This is a genomic window from Streptomyces sp. NBC_00203, from assembly GCF_045206325.1.
In the GTDB taxonomy this organism is placed as follows: Bacteria; Actinomycetota; Actinomycetes; order Streptomycetales; family Streptomycetaceae; genus Streptomyces; species Streptomyces lutosisoli.
Genome location: NZ_CP108126.1, coordinates 9,761,054 through 9,785,760, shown reverse-complemented (window position 1 = coordinate 9,785,760; position 24,707 = coordinate 9,761,054). Strand labels below are relative to the sequence as shown.

Genomic DNA, 24,707 nt, shown 5'->3' with positions numbered 1-24,707 from the left:
GCACCAGTCCGGTCACGGACGTCACGGACCTGTCACTTCAGCAGGCCCTTGTCCTCGAGAAAGGTCTTCGCCACGTCCGTCGGCAGCCGTCGCCAGCTGTCCACCTGCTGGTTCATGGACGCCAGATCGGCGGTGGTGAGTACGTCGTTGAGCCTGCCGAGCGCCTTGGTGACGCCCTCGCTGCCCGCGCGGGAGCGGTTGACGACGGGGACGATGTAGTCGGCGTTCTGCAGGTGCTTGTCGTCGGCGAGCAGGACCAGCCCGAAGTCGTCCAGGGTCGCGTCCGTCGTGGTGGTCAGCACCATCTGGTCCTGGCCGCTCTGCACGGCCTGCTTCGCCTGGGTGGTGCCGACACCCTTCGGGTCGACGGCGGTGATGTCGATGCCGTACGTCTTCTTCAACCCCGGTTCGCAGTACGGCCGTTGCACGCACTCGTCGCCGGCGGCGAGCCGCACCTCCAGGCCGGACCTTCCGAGGTCGCCGAGCGTCTTGAGGTGATGCTCACGGGCGTACGCCCCGGTCACCGCGAAGGCGTTCTGGTCGACGGCCTTGCCGGGTTCGAGGACGGTGAGGCCGCGAGGCGTGGCCAGTTCACGCAGGGCGGCCATCGTGGTGTCGAGGTCGGGCGAGCCGGCGGGTGGCGCACCGGCTCCGTTGGTCTTGGCGTTCAGCCAGTCCGCGAAGGTGGCCGCGTATTCGGGGACGACGTCGATCTGGCCCGATTCCAGGGCGGGTTCGTACAGTTCCCGGTTGGCGACGGTGAGCATGGACGTCCGGTAGCCGGCCTGGTTCAGCAGCTGCGCGTACATCTGGGCCAGCAGGTCGCTCTCGGTGAAGCCGGCCGAGCCGATGGTCAGGTGCTTGCTGTCGCCGGGCGCGGCGGTGACCGCACTCTGGTTCTCCAGGGCCGGGCCGGTGGCGCAGCCGCTCAGCAGGAGCAGCGTCAGCAGGGCGGCGGCGCGCCGTCTCGTCGCGAGCCCCTTGCGCGGCGCGCACTGACGGCTCATCGCGGGCCCCTCACCCAGTGCGGTGCCAGCCGTTCCGTGACCTCGAAGATCCCCTCGACGATCAGCGCGAACACGGCGACCAGGGCGGCACCGGCGACGACCTGGGGCGTACTCGCCAGATTGAAGCCCGCGGTGATGATCCGGCCGAGCCCGCCGCCGCCCGCGAGCGCGGCGATGGTGGCGGTCGCGACGAGCTGGACGGCGGCGATCCGCACCCCGTTCATCACCATCGGGAGCGAAAGGGGCAGTTCCACGCGAAACAGCATCTGTCGCCCGGTCATGCCCATCCCGCGCGCCGCTCGCACCACATCGCGGTCGACCTCGCGCATCCCGACGTACGCATTGGTGAGCAGGGGCGGCACGGCGAACAGGACGAGGGCGACGACGGTCGGGCCCTCGCCGTACTTGCCGAGCGGGGTCAGGAGCAGCAGGACCAGGACCGCGAAGGTGGGGACGGCGCGGCCGATGTTGGAGATGTTGACGGCGAGTGCGCCGCCCTTGCCGAGGTGGCCGAGGACGAGGGCGACGGGCAGCGCGATCAGACAGCTGATGATCAGACAGACGACGGTCAGCACGAGATGCTGGGCGAGGCGGTGCCGGATGCCGTCGTCGCCCGACCAGTGCGCGGGGTCGGTGAGCCAGTCCCAGGCATCGGTCAGGGTGGTCATCCGCGGGCCGCCCTGGTCCAGGGGGTGATGAGCCGCTGCACGCCGAGCAGCAGGAGGTCGGCGGCGACGGCGATGACGACGCACAGCACGGACGCCGTGAGGACCTGGGCCTTGAAGTAGGTGTTCATGCCCGCGTAGATGAGGTTGCCGAGCCCTCCGAAGCCGACGATCGCGCCGACCGTGACCAGCGAGACGGCCGAGACGGTGGCGATCCGCAGCCCGGCCATCGCGGCGGGCACGGCGAGCGGCAGTTCCACGGTGAGCAGCAGCCGGATGGGCCCGTATCCCATGCCGCGCGCGGCCTGCCGGGTGTCCTCGGGGACGGCGCGCAGGCCCGCGAGGATGTTCCGTACGAGGAGGGTCAGGGAGTAGAGGACGAGGCCCGCGACGACCAGGGCGGCCGACAGTCCGTAGACGGGCAGCAGCAGCGAGAACATCGCCAGCGACGGGATCGTGTAGAGGATCGTGGTCACCCCGAGGACCGGACCTGCCGACCAGCCCCAGCGGCGGGCGAGGACGGCCAGCGGCACCGCGAGGGCGAGCCCGATGAGGACGGAGACCGCCGTGAGCTGGAGGTGCTGGCCGACGGCGTCGAGGAGGATCTGGCGGCGCGTGCTCAGATACTCGCCGCAGATCCACTCGTTGCGCGCGAGGCAGTCGTCCGGGGGCGCCGTCATCTGTCCATTGCATCGGGGCTGTCGGGAGGTCGGCGCGTTCTGGTGACCCGTACGGGGTGTCACTGAGTACACCCCGGAATACGGGTTCTGCGCCCCATGTGGCCCGGCCCGGCTCTCCGTAGCGTCGTGGGCGAGGCACAGGGCGTGCCGGACGGAGAGTGATGACGATGTTTCGCCAAGCGCGACGTACGCACGACTCGGGACCCGCCCCGGAGGCTCTGCGGCTGGTCAAGGTCAGCAGGACGTTCGGCGCCGGGGAGAGTGCCGTGACCGCCCTGGACGGGGTGACGCTCAGCCTGGCGCGGGGCACGTTCACCGCCGTGATGGGGCCCTCTGGGTCCGGCAAGTCCACGCTGCTGCAGTGCGCGGCCGGGCTCGACCGGCCCGACAGCGGCATCGTGATGGTGGACGGCGCGGAGATGACGGGCGGCGGCGAGGCCGAGTTGACGAGGTTCCGGCGCAGCCGGATCGGCTTCGTGTTCCAGCAGTACAACCTGCTGCCGACGCTGACCGTCGCGCAGAACACGGTCCTGCCGCTCAGGCTCGCCCGGCGGCGCGTCGACCGTGCGCGGGTCCAGGAGATCCTGACGGCCGTCGGTCTCGGTGACCGGCTCGGCCACCTGCCCGACCAGCTCTCCGGAGGACAACGGCAACGTGTGGCCATCGCCCGTGCGCTCGTCACCGAACCCCGGGTGATCTTCGCGGACGAGCCGACCGGTGCGCTGGACACGCGCAGTGCGCGCGATGTGCTGCGCCTGCTCCAGGAGGCGGTACGGGTGCACGGCAGGACCGTGGTCATGGTGACGCACGACCCGGTGGCCGCCTCGTACGCCGATTCCGTGGTGTTCCTCGCGGACGGACGGCCGGCGGGCCGGATGCAGGCGCCGACGGTGGACGCGGTGGCCGAGCGCCTGGCGCACCTGGGCGACGACGCGTTGCTGGGGGTGTGAGGTCATGTTCGCTCTGGCTCTGCGTTCGATCCGCAAGCGCCCCGGGCGCTTCACGGCGACGCTGCTGTCCGCGTTCCTCGGCGCGGCGATCATCATGACGTTCAACTCGATGCACGACACGGCCGGGCAGTCGGGTGTCGACTCGGTGAGCGCGGAGTCGCTGTCCACCGCGGCGAGTGTCGTCGGCGGTTACGGCACCCTGCTGGTGTTCTTCGCGGTCGCCTCGACGCTGACGGTGAATGTCCGTCAACGCGGCGCCGAGATGGAGCTGTTGCGGTGCTCGGGGGCGACTCCGGCGCAGATCAGGCGGATGGTCGTCGGTGAGTCGGTGGCGGTCGCGCTGGTGGGCTCGGTACTGGCGATCGGTCCCGCGATGCTCGGCGGACGGGCCCTGCTCACCGTCTTCCAGGACAGCGGTCAGGTGGCGCGGTCCGTGGACTACTCCTTCGGTCCCATCGCCCTCGTGTCGGGCATCGACATCACGGTGCTTGCGGCGGCGGGCGCGGCGTTCCTCGCGGTGCGACGGGCGACGAGGCGGCGCCAACCCCGGGGCGGGGCACGGAAGTTCTTCAAGTACGCGGCCCTGACCGTCGGCGTCGTGGCCGTCTGCTCGACTTTCGCCTTCTCCGCGAACGACGCCGCGCTGATGGCGCCTCCCGCGTACGGCGCGATCCTGCTGTCGGTGGGGTTCGCGCTGCTCTCCCCGAAGCTGCTGAAGGAGCTGCTCGACCGGCTCCCGCTGCCGGGCCCGAGCGGCTGGCTGGCCGTACGGAATCTACGGCGGCGCGCCGACGAGCTGTCCGGTGTCCTGATGCCGCTGATCCTGTTCACCTGCATGGCGACGGCGACGCTGTGCATGCAGGCGGTCGAGAACGAGGCGATCGACGCCTCGGGCGTACCCAAGTCCGTCGACGCCAAGAACCTGGAAACCCTCAACCTCGTGGTCGTCGGCATCATCGTGGTCTTCTCCTGCGTCATGCTGATCAACTCCCTGTACGCGGCGACCACTTACCGCGGCCAGGAGTTCGGCCGGCAGCGGCTGGCCGGTGCGACACCGGGCCAGGTGCTCGCCATGGTCGGCACCGAAGGTGTGATCCTGACGGTCACCGGAGTGTTCTTCGGCACCGTGGCCGGGCTCGCGGGGATCCTCCCGTTCACCCTGGTCCGTACGGACACGGCATGGCCGGGCAGGGGCCTGGGCATCTGGCTCGCCGTCGTCACGGTCGCGGCGACAGTGACACTGGGGACCATCCTGTTCACGGCCCGGCGTTCCTTGCGGACGCCCGCCGTGGCGGCGGTGACGCTTGCCGCGTGACCGGACGCCCGATACGCCGATGGGGCACCCGCCCGAGCGGGTGCCCCATCGCCGGGCGACGCCCGCGCGGTCGCCTCGGCCGCCGGGCAACCGCTCTTCGTATCACCGCGATCATGCCGCTGACCAGGTGTTCCGTTCAGGTGTTCAGGTTGTGTTCAGGCCCGTCGCCACCCCTGGCAACTCCTGCACCAGAAGCCCCCAAGCGATGGCAAAGACCCCTGTGGCAACGTCAGTTCGCCATGTCATCGTGCGGGCATGAGCACAGAGCACCTCACCCGTCACCGTCGCGTCGCCACCCCCTCCGCCACCGCCCTGGCGAGCAAGGTTCCGGAAGTCACCATCTACTTCTGGGTGATCAAGGTGCTGACCACCGGCATGGGCGAGACGGCCTCCGACTTCCTCGCCCAGAACCTCGGTCCCATCCCGGCCGTCGGCCTCGGCGGCGTGGCTCTCGCGCTCTCGCTCGCCGTGCAGTTCGCCGTCCGCCGCTATGTCGCCTGGATCTACTGGACGGCGATCGTCATGGTCAGTGTGTTCGGCACGATGGCCGCCGACGTGCTGCACGTGGGTCTCGGCGTCCCGTACACGCTCTCGACGCCCTTCTTCATGATCGCGCTGGCCGCCGTGTTCGCCGTCTGGTACGCGTGCGAACGCACGCTCTCCATCCACAGCATCCGCACCCGCCGCCGCGAGATCTTCTACTGGGCCACCGTGCTGGCCACCTTCGCGCTCGGCACCGCCGCCGGGGACCTCTCCGCCACGATCGGCCTCGGCTACCTGGGCTCGGCCGTCCTGTACGCCGTCGCCATCACCGTCCCGGCCGTCATGCACCGCTGGGGCTCCCTGAACGCGGTGGCCGCCTTCTGGTCCGCGTACGTCATCACCCGTCCGCTCGGCGCCTCCGTCGCCGACTGGATGGCGCTCGGCCACTCCCGCGGCGGCCTCGCCCTGGGGCTGGGGCCCGTCACCGTGTCCTGGACCGTCGCCATCATCGGCTTCGTCGGCTACCTGGCCGTCTCACGAGGCGATGTCCAGGACACCGCGGACTCCCTGTCCGGCGCCGCGTAAGCACGTCGCAGTCCTGCAGGATGCGGTGCGCGCCGGCTTTGGGTACTCCGGCGGCCGCGGCGATGTCGCCCAGGCGGTGCGGGTAGCCGGGCGCCGCGGCCGATTCCAGCAGGTTGAGGGCCTTGTCGGTGGAGTTGCCCGCGAGTGGGCTACGTCCCCCGCGACCACCGGTCGCCCGACCAGCGGGCACGGCCGGCGCCCGGCAGACGCGTTCCCCGCAACCATAGATTCCCCGCGCCGGCCTTGCCGGTGCCTTTCGCCGCTGAGAGGGTCGTGCGCGGAGGCGGCGCTTCAGCACACCGGGCACACCGGGTGCACGCCGGGCTCCGCAGGAGGACGGTCCGACGAGGCGGCCACGTCCGACGCGCCGATTCCCGGACGGCGCGTCCCTGGTCCGGATCATCGTCCACGGCCTGGTGCGGCGCCCCGCCGCGGCCGAAGGGCCCCCTCCCCGGTCCGTGGCCACCCTTCCCCACGACGCGCCGGCACATGCATGACGAATTGAGGGATGTTGTCGATGAAGGAGCCTTGGTGACAACGCATTTGACCGTGACGGGCACAGAGATGATGACGCCCAGCCTGCGCCGGGTGTGGTTCCACAGCGAGGACCTGTCGGCCTTCACCGACAGCGTCCACACGGACCGCTACGTCAAGCTGGTGTTCCCGAAGCCCGGAGTCAGCTACCCGGAACCGCTCGACGTGCGCGCCCTGCGCCGCGTGCTGCCGCCCGAGGACCTGCCCGCCGTCCGTACCTACACCGCGCTCTTCCCGGACGTCGAGTCGGGGACCATGGCCATCGACTTCGTGATCCACGGCGACGAAGGCGTCGCCGGCCCCTGGGCCGCGGCCGCCGCACCGGGTGACCAGCTCATGGTCAATGGCCCCGGAGGCGGATACCGACCCGACCCGTCCGCCGACTGGCACTTGCTGGTGAGCGACGAGTCGGCCCTCCCGGCGATCGCCGCCGCCCTGGCGGAGCTGCCCCGTGACGCGGTGGCCAGGGTCGTGGCCCTCGTCGACTCCCCCGCGCACGAACCCGCCCTCCCCCTGCCGGAGAACGGCGAGGTCACCTACGTCCACCGGCACGGCACAGACCAGGAGAACCAACTCGAAGCCGCCGTACGGGACATGGACTGGCTGCCCGGCCGGGTGCACGCGTTCGTCCACGGTGAGGCGCAGGAGGTCATGCACGGGCTGCGGCCCCACCTGCTCACCGAGCGCGGCCTGCCCCGTGACCAGGTGTCCATCTCGGGATACTGGCGGCGCGGCAGGTCCGAGGACGGCTTCCGGGTCTGGAAGTCCGAGCTCGACCGCAAGGAAGGCACGGGCCGCGGACCCCGCCCCGGCACACCGGGCGACCGCCGCGCCGGGATGGGAGCCAGGCCTTGACCTAATCCCCGCCGACCCCTACCCCATGCTCTCAGGACGCCTCCGGGTCCCGCTCTCCGGAGGTTCCCCGGCGCCAGGACTCGCCGTGCCCGGTCAGACGGGGAACAACAGGCAGCTGCTGGTGGTGTGGGCGAGCAGCCGGTCGGCGGAGTCGAAGAGCTCGGCCTGGGCGAGGGCCGTGCGGCGCCCGCTGTTGAGGACGGTGCCGACCGCTCGGATCTTGCCGGTGTCCACGGTGACCGGACGCAGGAACTTCACGTTCAGATCGAGCGAGGTGTACCCGGTGCCCTGCGGCAGGACCGACTGCACCGCGCAGCCCGCCGCCGAGTCCAGCATGGTGGCGTAGACGCCGCCGTGCACGCTGCCGATGGGGTTGTAGTGCTCCTCACCGGGCACCAGCGCGAAGACCACTCGGCCGTACTCGACTTCCTCGAGCGTCATGCCGAGGGTCGCCGAGATCGGTGGCGCGGGGAGCCGCCCGGCCTGCATCTCGCGGAGGAAGTCGAGACCGCTGTGCTGTCCGACCGCGCCGGCCGAGACGGCCGGGTCCTCCCAGTCGACTGTGCGTGACCTGCCCATGGCACTCCTCAAATGATCTGGCTTCTGTGTTCGAAGCTAGCCAGCACCAGGCCTGGATGTCAATGTCGAAGCCAGCCTAGGATGGAGCGCATGACGTGGCTCGAGACAAGCACGGAGAACTGCACGGTCGCGCGCACCCTCGACCTGGTCGGCGAGAAGTGGTCGCTGCTGGTCCTGCGGGACGCCATGAACGGCGTACGGCGCTTCGACGACTTCAGGCGGCACGTCGGGCTGTCCGAGTCCGTGCTGGCGGACCGGCTGCGCAAGCTGGTCGCGGCCGGGATCCTGGACACCGTCCCCTACAGCGAGCCCGGCAGCCGCACCCGCTACGAGTACCGGCTCACCCGCAAGGGCTGGGAACTGTGGCCGGCGATGATCGCCCTCAAGCAGTGGGGTGACCGCTACGTGGCGGATCCGGAAGGTCCACCGCTGGAGGTCACGCACGCCGACTGCGGCGAGCCGGTCGAAGCCGTGGTCGTCTGCACCGCGGGGCACGGTGCGCTCACTCCCCCAAAGGCGCGCACGCGCCCCGGCCCGTCGGCGAAGCCCGCGGGCCTGACCGCTCGCTAGGGGCGCGTCCGGGCGGCGCCGATACCATCCGTCGTATGAGAGCCGCCGGAACGTTCAGCGTCAAAGCCTTCGTGCCGACGGAACTGGGCCCGGACCCGGCCGTGCCCACCGGACTCCCGGTCGGCGTCGCGCGGATGGAGAAGCGCTACGAAGGCGAGGTCGTCGGCCGCTCCGCGACCCTGTTCACCGCCGCGTTCGACCAGGCCACCGGAGCCGGCACATACGTGGCGATGGAGTCCTTCGAAGGCTCCCTGCACGGCCGCGGCGGTGCCTTCAACTTCGCGCACTCGGCGACGACTTCCGGCAGTGACCGCACCGCCGAGTTCTTCACCATCGTCCCCTCCAGCGGCACGGGGGAGCTGGCGGGGATCTCCGGCGCCGGCGGGATGGCGGTCGACGCCGACGGCACGCACCGGATCTGGTTCGACTACGAGCTCGGCGGACTCTCCTGACCCCGGCGCCCTGACGACCGGCCTGGAACCCTGGGCCGCGATGCCCGTCGGCCCGGCATCCCGAGCCGGTCAGCAGCCGGTCACTGCTCGCGGAGATCCTTCACCCGGCGGAGCTTGCCCAGCGAGCGCTCCAAGGTCTCGGGGTCGACGATCGCCACCTCGACGGTGACACCCACCCCGTCCTTCACACCCTGGACGATCGCCTTCGCGGCCGCCTCCCGCTGCTCGGCCCCGGCCCCGGGGCGTGCCTCGACGCGGACGGTCATGTGGTCCATCCGGCCGCGGCGGGTCAACTGCACCTGGAAGTGGGGCGCGACTCCGGGCGTTGCCAGCACGATCTCCTCGATCTGGCTGGGGAAGACGTTCACTCCCCGCAGGATGATCATGTCGTCGGAGCGGCCGGTGATCTTCTCGATGCGGCGGAAGGCGGGCCGGGCGGTGCCGGGCAGCAGCCGGGACAGGTCGCGGGTCCGGTAGCGGATGATCGGCAGGGCCTCCTTGGTGAGGGACGTGAACACCACTTCGCCCTCCTCGCCCTCGGCCAGCACCGTGTCCGTGAACGGATCGACCACCTCGGGGTAGAAGTGGTCCTCCCACACGTGCAGCCCGTCCTTCGTCTCGACGCACTCCTGGGCGACCCCGGGGCCGATCACCTCGGACAGGCCGTAGATGTCGACCGCGTGGATGTCCATGCGCTCCTCGATCTCGCGGCGCATCGCCTCGGTCCACGGCTCGGCCCCGAAGATGCCCACCTGAAGGGAGGTCGTGCGCGGGTCGACGCCCTGCCTCTCGAACTCGTCGAGCAGGGTGAGCATGTAGGACGGGGTGACCATGATGATCTCGGGCTTGAAGTCCTGGATGATCTGCACCTGGCGGGCCGTCATACCGCCGGAGGCCGGGATCACCGTACAGCCGGCCCGCTCGGCGCCGTAGTGCGCGCCCAGGCCACCGGTGAACAGGCCGTAGCCGTAGGAGATGTGCACCTTGTGGCCCGCGCGGCCGCCGGCCGCGCGGATCGAGCGGGCGATCACGTCCGCCCACATGGAGAGGTCGTTCTCGGTGTAGCCGACGACCGTGGGGCGGCCCGTGGTGCCGCTGGAGGCGTGGATGCGCCGCACGTCCGCCATCGGGACGGCGAACATGCCGAAGGGGTACGTCTCCCGCAGATCCGCCTTGGTGGTGAAGGGGAACCGGGCCAGGTCCTCCAGGGAACGGCAGTCGTCGGGCCCCAGCCCGGCCGCGTCGAACTTCTTGCGGTACAGCTCCACGTTGTCGTACGCGTGCCGCAACGTCGCCCGCAGCCGGTCGAGCTGAAGCTCCCTCAGCTGCTCGCGGGTGAGGCGCTCGCCCTCGTCCAGCAGATCCTGGGGAAGCGGCTCGCCCAGGCGGGCCGGGCTCGGTCCCATGGCCGCGCCGGGCGTCGGTGCGGTGCTCATCGCGACTCCTTCGTCGTCGTGTTCCGGATGCTGCGGCTGCGTCCGCGGAACTCCGCGATCACCTCGTCGCCGCGCAGAACGCTCACGTCGTAGATGCCGCTGCGGCCGAACCGGATGCGCTCCCGGGCCGTGGCCACCAGGACGTCGCCCTCGTACGCCGGGGCCACGAAGTCGATGTCGGCTCCGGCCGCGACGGTCACGGGTCCGTGGCTGTTGCAGGCACAGGCGAAGGCGGTGTCGGCGAGCAGGAACAGATAGCCGCCGTGGGCGATGTGGTGTCCGTTCACCATCGCCGGGGTCACGGTCATCCGGAGCGTGGCGGTCCCTTCGCCCTGCTCGCGGAGCTCGATGCCCAGCGCCCGGGACGCCTCGTCCGCGGCGAACATCGCCTCGGTGGGTGTCGCTCCCGCCGATGTCGCGTCCGTGGTCTGCGTCACCTTTTTCACCACCTTGTGGCCCGACCGAACATTCGGTTAGCGTGCGGCACGGCCAAGTAATCCAGCATCACCACTGCCTGTCAAGAGGTGGAACGCATGCCCAGGAAAGCCCCCGAGCGTCCGGACTTCTTCGCCCGCCAGCGCACCCCGCTGGGGCAGGCCGGAGAGTCCGCAGAGGAGTCCGTCCATGCCTGACGAGGTCTTTCTGATCGACGGAGCCCGCACCCCGCAGGGCCGGTACGGAGGCGCGCTGGCCTCCGTACGGCCGGACGACCTCGCCGCCCTGGTCGTCGGCGAGGCGGTGCGGCGCAGCGGGATACCGGGCGACGCCGTGGACGAGGTGATCCTCGGGGCGGCCAACCAGGCCGGTGAGGACAACCGGGACGTGGCCCGCATGGCCGTGCTGCTCGCCGGGCTCCCGGACACCGTGCCCGGTTACACCGTGAACCGGCTGTGCGCGTCCGGGCTGACGGCGGTCGCGAGTGCGGCCCAGGCCATCCGGTCCGGTGAGGCCGACCTGGTCGTCGCGGGCGGGGTGGAGTCGATGACCCGCGCGCCCTGGGTGATGGCCAAGCCCGGCACCCCTTGGGCCAAGCCGGGCGAGGTGCACGACACCTCGCTGGGCTGGCGCTTCACCAACCCGCGCTTCACGGCCGCCGACCGGGCCGTGGCCGCCGACGCGGCCCCCGAGACGGCGAAGGTGACCCTGTCGATGGGGGAAACCGCCGAAGAGGTCGCCGCGCTCGACGGCATCACCCGCGCCGACTCCGACGCCTTCGCGCTGCGCAGCCACCAGCGGGCGGTGGCCGCGCGGGAGGCCGGCCGGTTCGACCGCGAGATCGTGCCGGTGCCGGTCAAGGACGGCGCGGTCGTACGCGACGAGGGCCCGCGCCCGGGCACGACGCTGGAGAAGCTCGCCGGCCTGCGGACCATCTTCCGCCCGGACGGCATCGTCACCGCCGGTTCCTCCTCCCCGCTGTCCGACGGCGCCGCCGCGCTGGTGGTGGCGAGCGCGGCGGCCGTCGAGCGGTACGGGCTCACCCCGCGCGCCCGGATCATCACCTCCGCCTCGGCCGGCGTACAGCCGAACCTGATGGGTCTCGGTCCGGTCCCCGCCACCGAGAAGGCCCTCGCCCGTGCCGGCTGGCAGACCGGCGCCCTGGACGCGGTCGAGCTGAACGAGGCGTTCGCCGCACAGGCACTCGCGGTGATACGGCGGCTGAAGCTCGACGAGGAGAAGGTCAACGCCGACGGCGGCGCCATCGCGCTCGGCCATCCCCTCGGCTGCTCCGGCGCCCGCATCCTGCTCACGCTGCTCGGCCGGCTGGAGCGCGAGGACGCCCGCCGGGGCCTGGCGACCCTGTGCGTCGGCGTCGGGCAGGGCGTCGCGATGCTCGTGGAACGCGTATGAGCGCCGCTTACGAGTCCCCGTCGGCCAAGGGGCGTGTATGAGCACCACGTACGAGACGCTCCTGGTCGAGGAGCGCGACGACCGGGTCGTCGTCACCCTGCACCGGCCCGAGGCCCGCAACGCCATCAGCGGGCTGATGATCCGCGAACTGCACGCCGTCTGCGATCTGTTGGAACATGACCCGAAGCTCCTGCTGCTCACCGGGCACGGCGGGGTCTTCGCGGGCGGCGCCGACATCGCGGAGCTGCTGCGGCGCGGCCGCGACGAAGCCCTGCAGGGCATCAACAGCCGTCTCTTCGAGCGGGTGCGCAGGCTGCCCATGCCGACCCTCGCCGCGGTCGACGGCTGGGCGCTGGGTGGGGGCGCGGAACTGTCGTACGCCTGCGATCTGCGCATCGCGGGACCCGACGCGGTGTTCGGCAACCCCGAGCCGGGACTGGGCATTCTCGCCGCGGCCGGGGCCTGCTGGCGGCTGCCCGAGCTGGTCGGTGAGTCGGTGGCCAAGCAGGTGCTGCTCGCCGGGCGGAATCTGGACGCGCCGGCGGCGCTGGCGGCGGGGCTGGTCATCGATGTCGTACCGGCCGACAAGCTCCTCGACGCGGCGCACGCGCTGCTGGACCGCATGGCGCGCTCCTCGGCCGCGGCCCTGCGCCTCACCAAGCTCGTGGTCGACTCGCCGGGCGCCCACCCGGTCGCCGACGACCTGGCGCAGGCCGTGCTGTTCGAGGGAGAGGACAAGCGGGAGCGGATGAGTCGCTTCCTGGAGAAGAGGAGCAGGGCATGAGCACCGCCGCAATGAGCACTGCGTCCGCACCCGCCGTCGTGGGCGTGATCGGCGGCGGCCGGATGGGGGCGGGCATCGCCCAGTCGTTCGCCGCCGCGGGCTCGTCCGTGACCGTCGTGGAGAGCGGTGAGCGAGCCGCGGCCGCCGCTCTGGACCGGGTCGCGACCGGGATCGAGCGGGCCGCCGAGCGCGGCAGGATCGGCGAGCCCGCCGCGGACGTGCTCGGCCGGGTCTTTGTCGTGGGTTCGGTCGACGAGCTGCCGCGTGCGTGCGGCCTCGTCGTCGAGGCCGTCCCCGAGGACGCGTCGCTGAAGGCCCGCCTGCTCGCCGCAGCCGAGCGTGTCGTGAGTCCGGCGACCGTGCTGGCCAGCAACACCAGCTCCCTGTCGGTCACCGACCTCGCGGCGGCCCTCTCCCGCCCCGGGCGCTTCCTCGGCATGCACTTCTTCAATCCGGTGCCGGCCTCCGAGCTGATCGAGATCGTCGTTGCGCCGGAGACCGGGGAGGAGACCCTGCGGCTGGCGCTCGACTGGACACGCGCGCTGGGCAAGAAGGACGTCGTCGTCAAGGACTCCCCCGGGTTCGCCAGCAGCCGCCTCGGAGTGACCCTGGGCCTTGAGGCGATCCGCATGGTCGAGGAGGGGGTCGCCGAGCCGGAGGCGATCGACGACGCCATGAGTCTCGGCTACAGGCACCCCATGGGCCCGCTGCGCCTGACCGATCTGGTCGGACTCGATGTACGCCTCGCCATCGCCGAACACCTGCACGCCACGCTCGGGGAGCGCTTCGCGCCGCCGCGGCTGCTGCGTGACAAGGTCGCGCGCGGCGAGCTGGGGCGGAAGACAGGACGGGGCTTCTACGCCTGGCCGTGAGCGGCACGGGTCCGACCGCGCCCGGCCCTGATCGTGCCCGGCCCTGACCACGCCCAGGTGCTGCCCGGCCGGGCGAAAGTCTTGCCCGGCCGGAAGAAAACCGTCACACTAGAACCGAACGAATGGTCGGTAGGGAAGCTGGTATCGATGACCACGACACACTCCGCCGCCGCGAGCGCCGACGGCGTCGGGCCGGCGGCCGAAGAGCAGCTCCAGGAGCACTTCGACGCGACCATCGCGCGCGACCAGCGGGTCGAGCCGCGCGACTGGATGCCCGACGGCTACCGCAAGACACTGATCCGGCAGATCGCCCAGCACGCGCATTCGGAGATCATCGGCATGCAGCCGGAGGGCGAGTGGATCACCCGCGCGCCGTCGCTGCGCCGCAAGGCCATCCTGTTCGCCAAGGTCCAGGACGAGGCCGGACACGGGCTGTATCTGTACTCGGCGGCGGAGACCCTGGGCGCCGACCGCGCCGACCTCACCGAGCGGCTGATCGAGGGCCGGCAGAAGTACTCGTCGATCTTCAACTACCCCACCCTGAGCTTCGCCGACGTCGGCGTGATCGGCTGGTTCGTCGACGGCGCAGCGATCTGCAACCAGGTACCGCTGTGCAGGAGTTCGTACGGCCCGTACGCGCGCTCCATGGTGCGAATCTGCAAGGAGGAGTCGTTCCACCAGCGCCAGGGGTACGAGTTGCTGCTGACGATGATGCGCGGCACCGACGCCCAGCGGGCGATGGTCCAGGACGCGGTGGACCGCTGGTGGTGGCCGTCGCTGATGATGTTCGGTCCGCCCGACGACAACTCTCCCAACTCGGCCCAGTCGATGGCCTGGAAGATCAAGCGGCACTCGAACGACGAGCTGCGCCAGCGCTTCGTGGACATGACCGTCCCGCAGGCCGAGAAGCTGGGCGTCACCCTGCCCGACCCCGAGCTGCGCTGGAACGAGGAGCGCGGACACCACGACTTCGGCACCCCGGACTGGGACGAACTGATGCGCGTCATCAAGGGCGACGGACCGTGCAATGCCGAGCGGATCGCCCGGCGGCGCACAGCCCACGAGGAGGGCGCCTGGGTCCGCGAGGCGGCCACCGCCCACGCGGCCAAGCAGAACGAACGAGCCCGGAAGGAAGCGGCGGCATGAGCGACACCGACGGCAAGAAGGACGGCTGGCCGCTGTACGAGGTGTTCGTACGGGGCAAGCGCGGCCTGAACCACGTACACGTCGGCTCGTTGCACGCCGCCGACGACGCGATGGCCCTGACCCACGCCCGTGACCTGTACACCCGTCGCAACGAGGGCGTCAGCATCTGGGTGGTGCGCTCGCAGCACATCGCCGCCTCCACCCGCGACGAGAAGGACCCGTTCTTCGCCCCCAGCGCCGACAAGGTCTACCGCCACCCGACCTTCTACGACATCCCCGATGACGTCCCGCACATCTGAGGAGCAGGGCATGAGTGACGACCACGTCTACCTGACCCTCGCCGAGGGACACGAGGACGACGCCCGCTGGGCGTACGGCACCGGCTTCGAGGATCCCCTGCACGGGGTCGACACCACCGTGCCCGACGGGGTCGACGCCGGGGAGCTGGCGGCCTCCTGCGTCGTGCTCGCCGACGACGCGCTGGTCTCCGCCCAGCGACTGGCCGAGTGGACCACCCGCGCCCCCGAGCTGGAGGAGGAGGTGGCGCTCGCCAACATCGGCCTCGATCTGCTCGGCCAGGCCCGCCTGCTCTACGCGCGCGCCGGCCAGGTCGACGGCACGGGCCGCGGCGAGGACGCTTACGCCTACTTCCGCGACGCCGACGACTTCCGCAACGTACGTCTGGCCGAACTCCCGTGCGGGGACTTCGCGTTCTGCGTCGTGCGGCTCCTGGTGCTGTCCAGCTGGCGGCTCGCGCACTTCGAGCGGCTCATGGCGTCCCCCGACCCCGTCCTCGCGGCGATCGCCGCGAAGGGCGTCAAGGAACTGACCTACCACCGGCAGTACGCGGCCGAGTGGGTGGTCCGGCTGGGCGACGGTACGCAGGAGTCGCACCGCCGGACCCGTACGGCTCTGGAGCAAGTCGCCCCGTACCTGGGTGAGTTGTTCACGGCGTACGACGTACGGGACGAGGTCGTCGCCGTGCTGCGTCAGGTCACGGAGGCGGGCGGGCTGCCCATGCCCGTGTACCGGCCGCTGCCCGGAGCCGGCCGCTCCGGTGACCACACCGAGCATCTCGCGCCGCTGCTGGCCGAGTTGCAGAGCGTGGCCCGTGCCCACCCGGAGGCGACATGGTGACCGTACTGACCGACGTGCGGCGGGCCCGGCACATCGCCGAGCAGGTGCCGGACCCCGAGCTGCCCATGCTGACGCTGGCCGACCTGGGCGTGCTGCGCGAGGTGTCGCTCGGCCCCGACGGCACGGTCGTCGCGAGCCTGACGCCGACCTACTCGGGCTGTCCGGCGATGGCGGAGATGCGGGCGGGTGTCGCCGCGCGGCTGAAGGACGCCGGGTACGCGCGCGTGGAGATCCGCACGGTGCTCGACCCGCCGTGGTCCAGTGACTGGATCACCCCGACGGGCCGCCGCAAGCTCGCCGAACACGGGATCGCCCCGCCCGGCACCGCACCCCGTAGGACCGCAGGTCCCGTACCGCTGGTGCTGACCCCCGCCCGCCGGACGGTGGCCTGCCCGCGCTGCGGCTCGGTGGACACCGAGGAGACCTCCCGCTTCGCCGCCACGTCCTGCAAGGCGCTGTGGCGCTGCCGCGCCTGCCTGGAACCGTTCGAGTACGTCAAGGAGATCTGATGGACGACCTGATGGAGCCGGCCGGCGCCCCGGCGGTACGCCCGCGTACCCGCCGCCGGCCGGCCTTCCACTCCCTGCGGGTCGCCGCCGTGCAGCCCCTGTGCGAGGACGCGGCGGCGGTCAGTTTCGACATCCCCGCGGAGCTGGCGGAGGAGTTCGCCTTCGCCCCCGGGCAGTCGCTCACCCTGCGGCGCGCGATCGACGGCCGCGACGAGCGCCGCTCGTACTCCATCTGCTCTCCGGCCGGATCGGTACCGCGCATCGGGGTGCGGGTGGTGCCGGGCGGACTGTTCTCCTCCTGGCTCGTGAAGGACGTGCGCCCCGGTGACACGGTCGAGGTCATGGCCCCGACCGGCGCCTTCACGCCGGACCTCACCACCCCGGGCCATCACGTGCTGATCGCGGCGGGCTCCGGCATCACTCCCATGGTGTCCATCGCCGAGTCGGTACTGGCCGCGGACTCCCGCTCGACGGTCACCCTCTTCTACGGCAACCGGCGTGCCGGCACCGTGATGTTCGCCGACGAGCTGGCCGACCTGAAGGACCTCTACCCGGCCCGGTTCGAGCTCGCCCACGTCCTCTCCCGCGAACCGCGCGAGGCCGAAGTGCTCTCCGGCCGGCTGGACGCCGAACGGCTGTCCGCGCTCGTGGACTCGCTGGTCGACGTGGCGGGCGCGGACCACTGGTGGCTGTGCGGCCCGCACGGCATGGTCCGTGACGCCCAGCAGGTGCTGGCCGGGCTCGGCGTGCCCGGCGACCGGGTCCACCAGGAGCTGTTCTACGCCGACGACGAGCCCGTACGGGAAGTGCACCACCAGGACGCGGCCACCGAGGGCCCGGTCAGCCAGGTCACCATCACGCTCGACGGCCGCTCCACGGCCTCCGCCCTGCGCCGAGACCGGAGCATCCTCGACGGCGCCCAGAAGACGCGGCCCGACCTGCCCTTCGCCTGCAAAGGCGGTGTCTGCGGCACCTGCCGGGCCCTGGTCACCGACGGCAAGGCCGACATGCGCCGCAACTTCGCCCTCGAACCCTCCGAGGTCGACGCGGGCTATGTCCTTACCTGCCAGTCCTTCCCCGTCTCCGAGACCCTGAGCGTGGACTACGACAGCTGACGGCCGCCCCCGTGTACGCGGGCGGGCGGCCTACAGCTGCCTCGGCATCGCCGGTTCCGGGACGGCCGGTTCGGGAACCGCCGGCCCGGGAGCGGCCGGCTTCTGGAGCAGAAGCAGCGCCGCGTCGTCGTGCAGCCGGCCGCCCACATGGGCCAGGAGTTCGTCGTGGAGCGCGGTGAGGGTGCGCGCCGGCTCGTCGGACAAGTGGCGTGCCAGCCCTTCGGCGAGCGGGTAGAACTCACGGCTGTGGTTGCGGGCCTCGGTGACCCCGTCGGTGTAGAGCAGCAGCTGATCCCCGTCGGCGAAGGGCAGCACCTGGAGGCTGGGCGTCTCATTCGTGAGGGCACGTATCCCGAGGGGCGGGGCCGGATGGGTCGGCTCGACCGCCACGACGCTTCCGGATGCGCGGACCAGCAGCGGAGGCGCGTGTCCGCAGTTGACCAGCTCCAGATGCCCTGCCTGCGGGTATCCGGCGACCACGGCGGTGACGAAGTCGTCAGGCCCGAGGTTGCGCGCCAGGCTCCGCTCGATCCTGTCGACGACGGCGAGGAGATCGGGCTCGTCGTAGGCGGCCTCACGGAAGACGCCGAGTACCAGTGCGGCGGTGCTCACGGCCTGCAGCCCCTTGCCGCGCACATCGCCGACGATCAGCCTGACTCCGTACGGGGTGGGCACGAGCGCGTAGAGATCCCCGCCGATACGGGCCTCCGCCGCCGCGGCGCTGTAACGGACAGCCACCTGGAACGGGCCCACGGTCGCGGGTACCGGCTTGAGAAGCGCGTGCTGGGCGGCCTCCGCGACCGAACGGACGGCCGCGAGCACCCGCTCACGACGCCCGCGCAGCGCGCTGGCCAGACCACTCGCCAGAGCGACGGCCACCAGGGCGGACAGCACCGCCGACAGCTCGCGGGCCGGAACACCGTCCCTGGTCCCGAGCGTCGCGCCCAGCACCGCGGCGAGCAGACCGACACAGAGGACTCCGCGCGGCCCGCTGGTGGTGGCGGCCAGCGCGGGGCCGACCGCGAGCAGCGGCAGCCAGATCATCCCCGCTCCACCGACGACGCCGATGAGCACGATGGCGCAGACGAACAGCACGGGCAGTACGGGCGCGGCGGCGGCCATCTGTACGGCGATACGCCTCCGGACCGGCGCCCCGGGACCGGCCACTCGGTCTCGGAACGACCGCATCGGCCAGTGGTCGCGACCATGGTCTCGGGCCTGGCTCATGTCTTGTCCGCAGTCCTCATCTGTGCGCCGGCCGCACTCCTGAAATGTCTGTTTCATCCAGGAAACGGGTTTGGCTCGGGCGTCACAAGAACAGGGTTTTCAGATAGTGAGCGACAGGCTCCTGGTCACACGATTCGCCGTCGGGATCAGTCGCTCCAGGACGTCCTCGAGCCGGGAGAGCCGGTTGGCCGGCATGGAGACACCGAGCGAGCCGAGCGTGTCCCCGCTGTAGACGGGCACGGCGACACAGACCGTGCCGAGGGCGTACTCCTCCAGGTCCGTGACCGCGGGGGCCAAGGGTGAGGAGTCGAGGCGCCGGAGCAGTTCCGGACGGCTCGTGATGGTGCGTGGTGTGAGGTCGGCGAGGTGGTGCCGGGAGAGGTAGTCCTTGCGGGAGCCGTCATCCAGTTCTCGCAGCACCGACTTTCCCAGCGCGGTGGCGTGCCCCGCGTCCTCGAATCCCACCCAGAGGTCGACCCGGGGCGTCCGGGGACCGTCGACGATCTCGGCGACCCGGATCTCGCCCTCCTCGTAGAAGGTGAGGTAGGCGGGGGTCGCGAGTTCGTCCCGCAGAGCGGCGAGCGTGGGACGGACCCGGCTGAGGAGCGCCTGCCCGCGCCCTGTGGTGTGCAGCGTCTGCACCTTGTCACCCAGGACGAACCCGCCGTCGTCCAGCTTCCGTATGTATCCGTCGTGGACCATCGTCCGCAGCAGGTGATAGGCGGTGGCCAGGGGCAGACCCGTCTCACGTGCCAGCTGCTTCGCCGGCACGCCGTTCTCGTGCGCGCCCACCGCCTCCAGCAGGCGGAAGGCCCGCCGCACGGACGTGATGAGCGTAGGCCCGTCGTGACCAGCCATACGACCAGCGTGCGCCGGGTGCGCGACGCGGGCAAGGCGCGCGGCCCTTCGCGACTGCGCGCGACCCTTCGCGACTGCGCGGCCTACGCGGCTTCACGCCATGGACGCGAAGGTCGCCTTCCCGAGCGGAGCGTCCCAGCCCTTCCGTCCTAACCCTTGCGTCGCAGGCGCGCCGAGAGATGGTGCTGCAACGGCTGACCGACCGCCTCCAGGTCGTGGACGAACGTGAGCGTGTCGTCGTCGGTCAGCGTGTAGTGGCGGCGGGTGGCGCTGACCTTCTTGGCGGTGGGGGCGAGGGCCACCTCATGGGTGGAGAGGTCGACCGAGTTGCCGGTCGCACGACCGACCATGATCTCCGCGATGCCGGTGGGCTGGGTGATCAGTGCCTCCACGCGGCCGTCGGGCTGAAGCCGCCACCAGCCGCTCTCGCGGGCCGACGGACGCAGCGGTGCCTCATCGGCGTCGAGCAGCCAGGCCCGGGCCTCGTAGCGCAGAAAGGGGCGGCCGTCGTGACTGAAGGTAACCTCCTGCGCGTACGCGAACTCCTCGGCGAGCGTCGGGTACCCGCCCTGACCTCGGCCGTACCAAGTGCCCAAGAGGCCGAGCACGGGCTCGAGCAGTGCGTGCGGTGTGGGCGCCTCGTCCGGCCGGTCGGCGTCGGGGTACGGGTGCTCCGGTGCGGGGTCGAACACGGTGTGCGCTCCTGGGGTCGGTGCCGGTGCCGGATGGAAGCCTAGGGCGCCGATCCCCTCAGGGAGGCACACGGGACGTGCTAGGGCGCCCGAAGGGGCTGGATTGCCGGTCTTCACGGAGGAACAGCCGGTCAAGGCCCGGATCGACCTGGAGGCGCGTAAGACGCATGCGGCGCTGCGTCCGGCCGGACACCTGATGGCCGGCCGCGCCCAGGGATGGACCTGCGCCGGGAACATCCACTTCTCCGGTCAGGCCGTGACCGCGGACCACGACGAGCAGGGCAGCTCGTCGTGCGCCTGGGGGCCCTGCACGCCGCGCCCTGCGGTGGCACCCATGTGCGCAGCCTCGCCGACCTCGCCGAGGTGGCCCTGCCGACGCTGAAGGTCAAGAAGGGCCGTCGCCTCCGGCCACGTCACCGCCGGACCCACCGACGCCCCCCATCGCCTGGGCCCGGGGGATCTCCTGGCCTTCGCCGGAGACGCCCCCCCACATTTACCGCACCGGCACGGATGCCGCGGACATCACCGTCGTCATCGCTTCGCCCATCATCAACTGAGCGTCAGAACGCCTCCTCTTTTCCTGGCTGAGGGGCCCGTCAGGGAAGTCAGTCTGCCGCTGGTCCGGATGTGTATTTTGGCAGCTCATCAGGCAATACTCACCGAAATGGCCCTTTATTTCAGGCTTGTGACTGTGTTTCAGTTCGGTTTCGTCTCCGCAGCGCACCGCCAGGAGGGCCGGCCATGACCGAACCGATTCCCCCAGCGCACTGGCGTCCACAACTGGAGCCGTCGGCCTCTGAAGTGCCTGAGACCGATCACGAGTTCCCGCCACGACCCGAAGTCATCATGGTGTCCGAAGCCGATCTGGCCCAGCTGGCCGACGCCCCGGCCGAACACGACGGTTACCGTCCGGACGACGCGCCACTGCGAGCGGTGCCGCAGCTGCTGCGCCCGGAGGCCGTGAGGGCGCCCCTGTGGCGCCGTGTGCCCGGGACACAGGACGAGGTGGGTGAACCGTCCACGGTCTACCCGCCGGACGACCGCACCGTCATCTACGACACGTCGTACCCATGGCGGACCTGCGGCCGCGTCGCCACTCCGGGCGGCTCGGCCTCGGGCGTCATGGTGGGACGCCGTCACATGATCACCGCCGGCCACGCCATCCCCTGGCTGGCCGGGGGCGGGTCGGACTGGGTCACCTTCACGCCTATGCAGTACGACACGAGCACTCCCTACGGATCCGCCTACGCCACACGCATCTACGTCTGGCAGCGCGTGAACGGATCGGACGGGATCCAGTCCAACGAGGCGGCGTTCGACTACGCGGTCTGCGTGTTGAGCAGCGGCCTGGGTGACAGCACCGGATGGATGGGCTCACGCGAGTACTCGGACAGCTGGAACGGACAGGCCCTGTGGGCGCACATCGGCTACCCGGTCGACATCGGTGCGAGCATGCGGCCGGTCTACACGACGAACGGCATCATGGACAGCACGGTGAGCGAAACCTTCGGCGGCCGCAACGCGCTGCGGATCATGCACCGCAACGACATCAAGCCCGGCCAGTCGGGCGGTCCGTACTTCGGCTGGTGGTCGGGCGAGAGCTTCCCGCGTGTGGTCGCGGAGCAGAGCGCGGAGAACTGGAACATGGCCGGAGGACCGAACGCCGCCGGCGGCGGGCGGTCACTGCCGGATCTCATCTCGTACGCGATTTCGACCGAGCCCTGACCCGCGCCGGCGCCGCCCGTCGGCGTCAGCCGCCCGCACTGGTCGGCTCGCCCTTGTCGTCCCGCTGACCAGCGGGACGGCGCCACAGGGGCCGCCGCTTCCCCTCCGGAGGGAGCGGTGCCGACGTCATCCGTGGAGGGTGATTCTGCTCGGGACCCGGATGCCCTTCGTGGCCGGCAGGGCCTTCATCGTCCTGGGCGGGCTCCGCTTCCGCGACCTCGACGACCTCCGGGCGCGGTGGAACCTCGGAAGGGACGCGTGCCTCCCACTCTGCCGGGGGAATGGGATCGGACATCAGCAACCTCCCGACCAGACGAAAGTCCTGTATCCGACATTACAGGGGGACACGAGCGAGGGGGCCGACCCAGGGTCGGCCCCCTCACTGACGCATCCCCTCACTTCGGCGGTTCGACGACGAAGGTGCCCGGAGCGGGCCTGTTCTCGGCCATCGCCTCACCCGAGGCGGCCAGTCTGGCCCTCGCACGGATGGTGGACCCCGGCACCGCGTCCGCCAGGAGCGGGCTGGGCACGGCGAGCAGCATGCGCTGCCCGACGTTGCCCGACAGCAGGTCGGCGTAGCCGACTACCGGCTCTGCGTCGAGTACGTCCACTTCTGCCTGGTCCCAGCCTGCCAGCCGCGGATGGGGGCCTGTCCTGACCAGCCGCGCGACCAGATCAGTGCGGTTGTCGATCGACTGCACCATGTCCGACGGTCACCGGTGGGGCGGTCCCTCGTGCCGGTGCGTGGCGTGCGCGTCGCTCGCTCTGGCGAAAGGCTGCGGGCCGCCCGTCGTACCCCTGAGCTCGGACCGCAGGCTCTGTTCGAGGTATGCCTCGGCGCCCGCCCAAGGCGCCACGGCCTGCTCCAGAGCGGTGAGCCGGTCCTGAAGATCGTGGATCGTCTTGACCAGCCCGGGTACGTCCTCAGCCTCGTGCCTGGCCATGGCATGGACGGGTGCACGCACGGCACCCGCCGCCGAGACCGACACCGTGGCGGTCATCGTGGCGCCGGGCGCCGAGATGTCCGTGACGGAGACACCGGTCGCAGCCCCGGTGTACGACCGGGAACTGGGCTGGCTCGACGGGCTGAACGAGCTGTTGCCGGTGCTCCCTGGGTAGGTGTCGCCGTCGTCACCGCGGTTCGTCGCCCCTTCCAGGTCGCGCTGGTTGTCCGCCTGGACCAGGCCCACCATGTAGTGGTTCTCGTTCGTGTTGTCCGACTGGCCTTCGTCGACGTGCCAGATCAGCATGCCCGAGGCGGGCAACGAGCTGTCGTATCCCGTCTGTTGACGGTTCTCCACCAGGAAGTACTCGTCCCCCGGCAGGCCGTCCCTCCACAGCCGTTGCACCTCGAAGCTGCTCTTGACGTCGGGGATGGACAGCGTTCCGTTGTTCGTGACGTTGACGGCCTTGGCCCAGCCCTGCTGGATCTTGCACCACGCCGACGGATGCGTCGGAATGTCACCGCCGCCGCCCCATGAACCGGCGCCCATCAAGCACCAGTTGCCGACCCCTTCCGACGATCCGTCGATGTCGTACAGGTCGGGGAAACCGAACAGCAGGTGCCCCAACTCGTGGGCACAGACGCCGATCTTGGCGTCCTCGGGAATCGTGAGGTAACCGAAGATCCGGGCGCCGTCGGCGTTGTACGCGTTCGGCAGGACCCACTTGTGCGACCACATGTCACCGCGGTTGCCGGTGGCTTCGCCCCCCGCGCCGGCGTGCAGGACGATGAAGGCGTCGACGAATCCGTTGCCGTCGTTGTCGTACGGCGCGTAGTTGATGAGAGGGTCGGCGCTGACGGCGGCGTCGCGGGCCATGATCTGCGCGCGTGCCTGCCCTGCCGGGCGGCCGATGCCGAAGTTGTTGTTGGCGTACCAGGAGAGCTTCTGCGGCAGCCGGACGGGACCGGTGACCTCGCCGACGATGTCCACCAGACCGTGCGTCACTTCGCGGTAGTAGTCCCGGACACTGCCGTGCGGGAGCTCACCGAGGGAGAAGAACAGCTTCTCGAAGTGCTCCCTGTCCGCGGTCATCGGCTTGTCCGCGAAGTCCGCCAGGACGACGACGACCCGTATCGCACCGGTCAGCGAGGCGCGGGTGGCTGCCGCGGTGCGGATGGCCTCGTGCGGTGTGCCCGGCGGGAATTCGTCGGCCGGGATGATGGTGCCGTCGTCGAAGCCGAGCATGCGCGGGGCACCACCGGGCCGGAACATACTCGCCACGTCCGATTCGCTTCGGACCCGCTCCAGTTCCTGCAGCGTCCTGGTGCGCAGTTCCGGACTGGGCGCGATGGCGCAGAAATCCGACCAGACGGCGACCGTGGAATCCTGCACAGTAGAAAGATCAACCATGTCAAATCCTTCCCAAAAGGGACCTTTTGGTTGCATCTACAGCCAGTGACGCACATATGTACGACGCCTGCAACGCGATCACCTGCGCCTGCTGTGCGGAATTGGGTCCATCAGGTGACAGCTTCCCGTGTCGCCTGCGCAAATACCCCCACCGGGTAGATCGGCCGCCTTAGATGGGAAACAGGAAATGCCCCCTCGCAGCGGGCAATTGACGTGAGGAGCGAAATAAATGCCGGGTAAGGATGCCACCGAGTTCACGGTGAGCGTGAGCCCGACCGCCGATTTCGGCGCATCGTCAGACGGTCCCAAGGTCCGGAAGTCGCTGAGTG

General features: G+C 70.7%; 28 protein-coding genes. 16 read left to right on the top strand and 12 right to left on the bottom strand.

Going from position 1 to position 24,707, the window contains the following annotated elements; genetic code table 11:
- Window positions 1–32: 32 nt before the first annotated feature.
- The 3 genes from OG975_RS43365 to OG975_RS43355 are packed head-to-tail and all read right to left on the bottom strand — an operon-like array spanning window position 33 to window position 2,352.
- Window positions 33–1,007: an ABC transporter substrate-binding protein gene (locus OG975_RS43365; protein WP_406335163.1), complete on the bottom strand. Its 975-nt coding sequence runs from the start codon at window positions 1,005–1,007 to the stop codon at window positions 33–35.
- Window positions 1,004–1,675 carry an ABC transporter permease gene (locus tag OG975_RS43360; RefSeq protein ID WP_406335162.1) on the bottom strand — a complete coding sequence of 224 codons (672 nt, stop codon included), beginning with the start codon at window positions 1,673–1,675 and terminating at the stop codon, window positions 1,004–1,006. The genes OG975_RS43365 and OG975_RS43360 overlap by 4 nt, the downstream gene beginning before the upstream one ends.
- A complete protein-coding gene (locus OG975_RS43355) occupies window positions 1,672–2,352 on the bottom strand; it encodes an ABC transporter permease (protein WP_406335161.1) in 681 nt (226 codons plus the stop codon). The genes OG975_RS43360 and OG975_RS43355 overlap by 4 nt, the downstream gene beginning before the upstream one ends.
- A 167-nt stretch (window positions 2,353–2,519) precedes the next feature.
- On the opposite strand from OG975_RS43355, the gene OG975_RS43350 reads away from it, so the two are divergent.
- The 3 genes from OG975_RS43350 to OG975_RS43340 all read left to right on the top strand — a co-directional run bounded on the left by OG975_RS43350 (window position 2,520) and on the right by OG975_RS43340 (window position 5,685).
- Window positions 2,520–3,302 carry an ABC transporter ATP-binding protein gene (locus OG975_RS43350; RefSeq protein WP_406335159.1) on the top strand — a complete coding sequence of 261 codons (783 nt, stop codon included), beginning with the start codon at window positions 2,520–2,522 and terminating at the stop codon, window positions 3,300–3,302.
- A 4-nt stretch (window positions 3,303–3,306) separates the two neighbouring features.
- Window positions 3,307–4,617, top strand: a complete 1,311-nt coding sequence (locus OG975_RS43345) for an FtsX-like permease family protein (RefSeq protein ID WP_406335158.1) — start codon at window positions 3,307–3,309, stop codon at window positions 4,615–4,617.
- Between the two features lie 255 nt (window positions 4,618–4,872).
- The gene (locus tag OG975_RS43340) at window positions 4,873–5,685 is read left to right on the top strand and encodes a hypothetical protein (RefSeq protein ID WP_406335157.1); all 813 of its coding nucleotides are present in this window, start codon (window positions 4,873–4,875) and stop codon (window positions 5,683–5,685) included.
- Here OG975_RS43340 and OG975_RS43335 read toward each other — a convergent pair.
- On the bottom strand, window positions 5,606–6,088 hold the full coding sequence (locus OG975_RS43335) for a helix-turn-helix domain-containing protein (protein WP_406335155.1): 483 nt from the start codon (window positions 6,086–6,088) through the stop codon (window positions 5,606–5,608). The genes OG975_RS43340 and OG975_RS43335 overlap by 80 nt on opposite strands.
- A 128-nt stretch (window positions 6,089–6,216) precedes the next feature.
- Between OG975_RS43335 and OG975_RS43330 the strand changes: the two genes are divergently transcribed.
- Complete coding sequence (locus tag OG975_RS43330; RefSeq protein ID WP_406335154.1) at window positions 6,217–7,074, top strand: siderophore-interacting protein; 858 nt, start codon at window positions 6,217–6,219, stop codon at window positions 7,072–7,074.
- Between the two features lie 93 nt (window positions 7,075–7,167).
- On the opposite strand, the gene OG975_RS43325 is transcribed toward OG975_RS43330, so the two are convergent.
- A complete protein-coding gene (locus OG975_RS43325) occupies window positions 7,168–7,653 on the bottom strand; it encodes a PaaI family thioesterase (protein WP_327433952.1) in 486 nt (161 codons plus the stop codon).
- 90 nt (window positions 7,654–7,743) lie between these two features.
- On the opposite strand from OG975_RS43325, the gene OG975_RS43320 reads away from it, so the two are divergent.
- Both OG975_RS43320 and OG975_RS43315 read left to right on the top strand, forming a co-directional pair.
- Window positions 7,744–8,223: a winged helix-turn-helix transcriptional regulator gene (locus tag OG975_RS43320; RefSeq protein WP_406335153.1), complete on the top strand. Its 480-nt coding sequence runs from the start codon at window positions 7,744–7,746 to the stop codon at window positions 8,221–8,223.
- 35 nt (window positions 8,224–8,258) lie between these two features.
- The gene (locus OG975_RS43315) at window positions 8,259–8,675 is read left to right on the top strand and encodes a DUF3224 domain-containing protein (RefSeq protein ID WP_406335152.1); all 417 of its coding nucleotides are present in this window, start codon (window positions 8,259–8,261) and stop codon (window positions 8,673–8,675) included.
- 80 nt (window positions 8,676–8,755) lie between these two features.
- On the opposite strand, the gene paaK is transcribed toward OG975_RS43315, so the two are convergent.
- On the bottom strand, window positions 8,756–10,111 hold the full coding sequence (gene paaK / locus OG975_RS43310; protein ID WP_406335150.1) for a phenylacetate--CoA ligase PaaK: 1,356 nt from the start codon (window positions 10,109–10,111) through the stop codon (window positions 8,756–8,758).
- The gene (gene paaI / locus OG975_RS43305) at window positions 10,108–10,560 is read right to left on the bottom strand and encodes a hydroxyphenylacetyl-CoA thioesterase PaaI (protein WP_406335149.1); all 453 of its coding nucleotides are present in this window, start codon (window positions 10,558–10,560) and stop codon (window positions 10,108–10,110) included. Before paaI ends, paaK begins: the two co-directional genes overlap by 4 nt.
- 175 nt (window positions 10,561–10,735) lie before the next feature.
- Here paaI and OG975_RS43300 point away from each other — a divergent pair, with 175 nt between their 5' ends.
- The 8 genes from OG975_RS43300 to paaE all read left to right on the top strand — a co-directional run bounded on the left by OG975_RS43300 (window position 10,736) and on the right by paaE (window position 17,522).
- On the top strand, window positions 10,736–11,959 hold the full coding sequence (locus OG975_RS43300) for a thiolase family protein (protein WP_406335147.1): 1,224 nt from the start codon (window positions 10,736–10,738) through the stop codon (window positions 11,957–11,959).
- A 37-nt stretch (window positions 11,960–11,996) separates the two neighbouring features.
- Window positions 11,997–12,743, top strand: coding sequence for an enoyl-CoA hydratase/isomerase family protein (locus OG975_RS43295; protein WP_406335146.1), 747 nt, complete (start codon window positions 11,997–11,999; stop codon window positions 12,741–12,743).
- Complete coding sequence (locus tag OG975_RS43290) at window positions 12,740–13,615, top strand: 3-hydroxyacyl-CoA dehydrogenase family protein (RefSeq protein ID WP_406335145.1); 876 nt, start codon at window positions 12,740–12,742, stop codon at window positions 13,613–13,615. The genes OG975_RS43295 and OG975_RS43290 overlap by 4 nt, the downstream gene beginning before the upstream one ends.
- A 147-nt stretch (window positions 13,616–13,762) precedes the next feature.
- Window positions 13,763–14,761: a 1,2-phenylacetyl-CoA epoxidase subunit PaaA gene (paaA, locus tag OG975_RS43285; protein ID WP_406335144.1), complete on the top strand. Its 999-nt coding sequence runs from the start codon at window positions 13,763–13,765 to the stop codon at window positions 14,759–14,761.
- A complete protein-coding gene (paaB, locus tag OG975_RS43280; RefSeq protein ID WP_327433944.1) occupies window positions 14,758–15,060 on the top strand; it encodes a 1,2-phenylacetyl-CoA epoxidase subunit PaaB in 303 nt (100 codons plus the stop codon). The genes paaA and paaB overlap by 4 nt, the downstream gene beginning before the upstream one ends.
- A gap of 10 nt (window positions 15,061–15,070) precedes the next feature.
- Window positions 15,071–15,898, top strand: a complete 828-nt coding sequence (gene paaC, locus OG975_RS43275; RefSeq protein ID WP_406335143.1) for a 1,2-phenylacetyl-CoA epoxidase subunit PaaC — start codon at window positions 15,071–15,073, stop codon at window positions 15,896–15,898.
- Window positions 15,892–16,407 carry a 1,2-phenylacetyl-CoA epoxidase subunit PaaD gene (gene paaD / locus OG975_RS43270; protein ID WP_406335142.1) on the top strand — a complete coding sequence of 172 codons (516 nt, stop codon included), beginning with the start codon at window positions 15,892–15,894 and terminating at the stop codon, window positions 16,405–16,407. The genes paaC and paaD overlap by 7 nt, the downstream gene beginning before the upstream one ends.
- On the top strand, window positions 16,407–17,522 hold the full coding sequence (paaE, locus tag OG975_RS43265; protein ID WP_406335141.1) for a 1,2-phenylacetyl-CoA epoxidase subunit PaaE: 1,116 nt from the start codon (window positions 16,407–16,409) through the stop codon (window positions 17,520–17,522). The genes paaD and paaE overlap by 1 nt, the downstream gene beginning before the upstream one ends.
- A gap of 30 nt (window positions 17,523–17,552) precedes the next feature.
- Here paaE and OG975_RS43260 read toward each other — a convergent pair whose 3' ends face one another.
- The 3 genes from OG975_RS43260 to OG975_RS43250 all read right to left on the bottom strand — a co-directional run bounded on the left by OG975_RS43260 (window position 17,553) and on the right by OG975_RS43250 (window position 20,299).
- Complete coding sequence (locus OG975_RS43260; RefSeq protein WP_406336716.1) at window positions 17,553–18,644, bottom strand: PP2C family protein-serine/threonine phosphatase; 1,092 nt, start codon at window positions 18,642–18,644, stop codon at window positions 17,553–17,555.
- A gap of 204 nt (window positions 18,645–18,848) precedes the next feature.
- Complete coding sequence (locus tag OG975_RS43255) at window positions 18,849–19,607, bottom strand: IclR family transcriptional regulator (RefSeq protein ID WP_406335140.1); 759 nt, start codon at window positions 19,605–19,607, stop codon at window positions 18,849–18,851.
- 149 nt (window positions 19,608–19,756) lie between these two features.
- Window positions 19,757–20,299 (bottom strand): FABP family protein, encoded by a 543-nt coding sequence (locus OG975_RS43250; protein ID WP_406335139.1) that lies wholly within the window; start codon window positions 20,297–20,299, stop codon window positions 19,757–19,759.
- Between the two features lie 103 nt (window positions 20,300–20,402).
- Between OG975_RS43250 and OG975_RS43245 the strand changes: the two genes are divergently transcribed.
- The gene (locus tag OG975_RS43245) at window positions 20,403–20,681 is read left to right on the top strand and encodes a hypothetical protein (RefSeq protein WP_406335138.1); all 279 of its coding nucleotides are present in this window, start codon (window positions 20,403–20,405) and stop codon (window positions 20,679–20,681) included.
- 464 nt (window positions 20,682–21,145) lie between these two features.
- Window positions 21,146–22,024 (top strand): trypsin-like serine peptidase, encoded by an 879-nt coding sequence (locus tag OG975_RS43240; RefSeq protein ID WP_406335137.1) that lies wholly within the window; start codon window positions 21,146–21,148, stop codon window positions 22,022–22,024.
- A 395-nt stretch (window positions 22,025–22,419) separates the two neighbouring features.
- On the opposite strand, the gene OG975_RS43235 is transcribed toward OG975_RS43240, so the two are convergent.
- Both OG975_RS43235 and OG975_RS43230 read right to left on the bottom strand, forming a co-directional pair.
- Window positions 22,420–22,728, bottom strand: a complete 309-nt coding sequence (locus OG975_RS43235) for a hypothetical protein (RefSeq protein WP_406335136.1) — start codon at window positions 22,726–22,728, stop codon at window positions 22,420–22,422.
- A 9-nt stretch (window positions 22,729–22,737) separates the two neighbouring features.
- Window positions 22,738–24,378, bottom strand: a complete 1,641-nt coding sequence (locus OG975_RS43230) for a M6 family metalloprotease domain-containing protein (protein ID WP_406335135.1) — start codon at window positions 24,376–24,378, stop codon at window positions 22,738–22,740.
- Window positions 24,379–24,707: the final 329 nt, after the last annotated feature.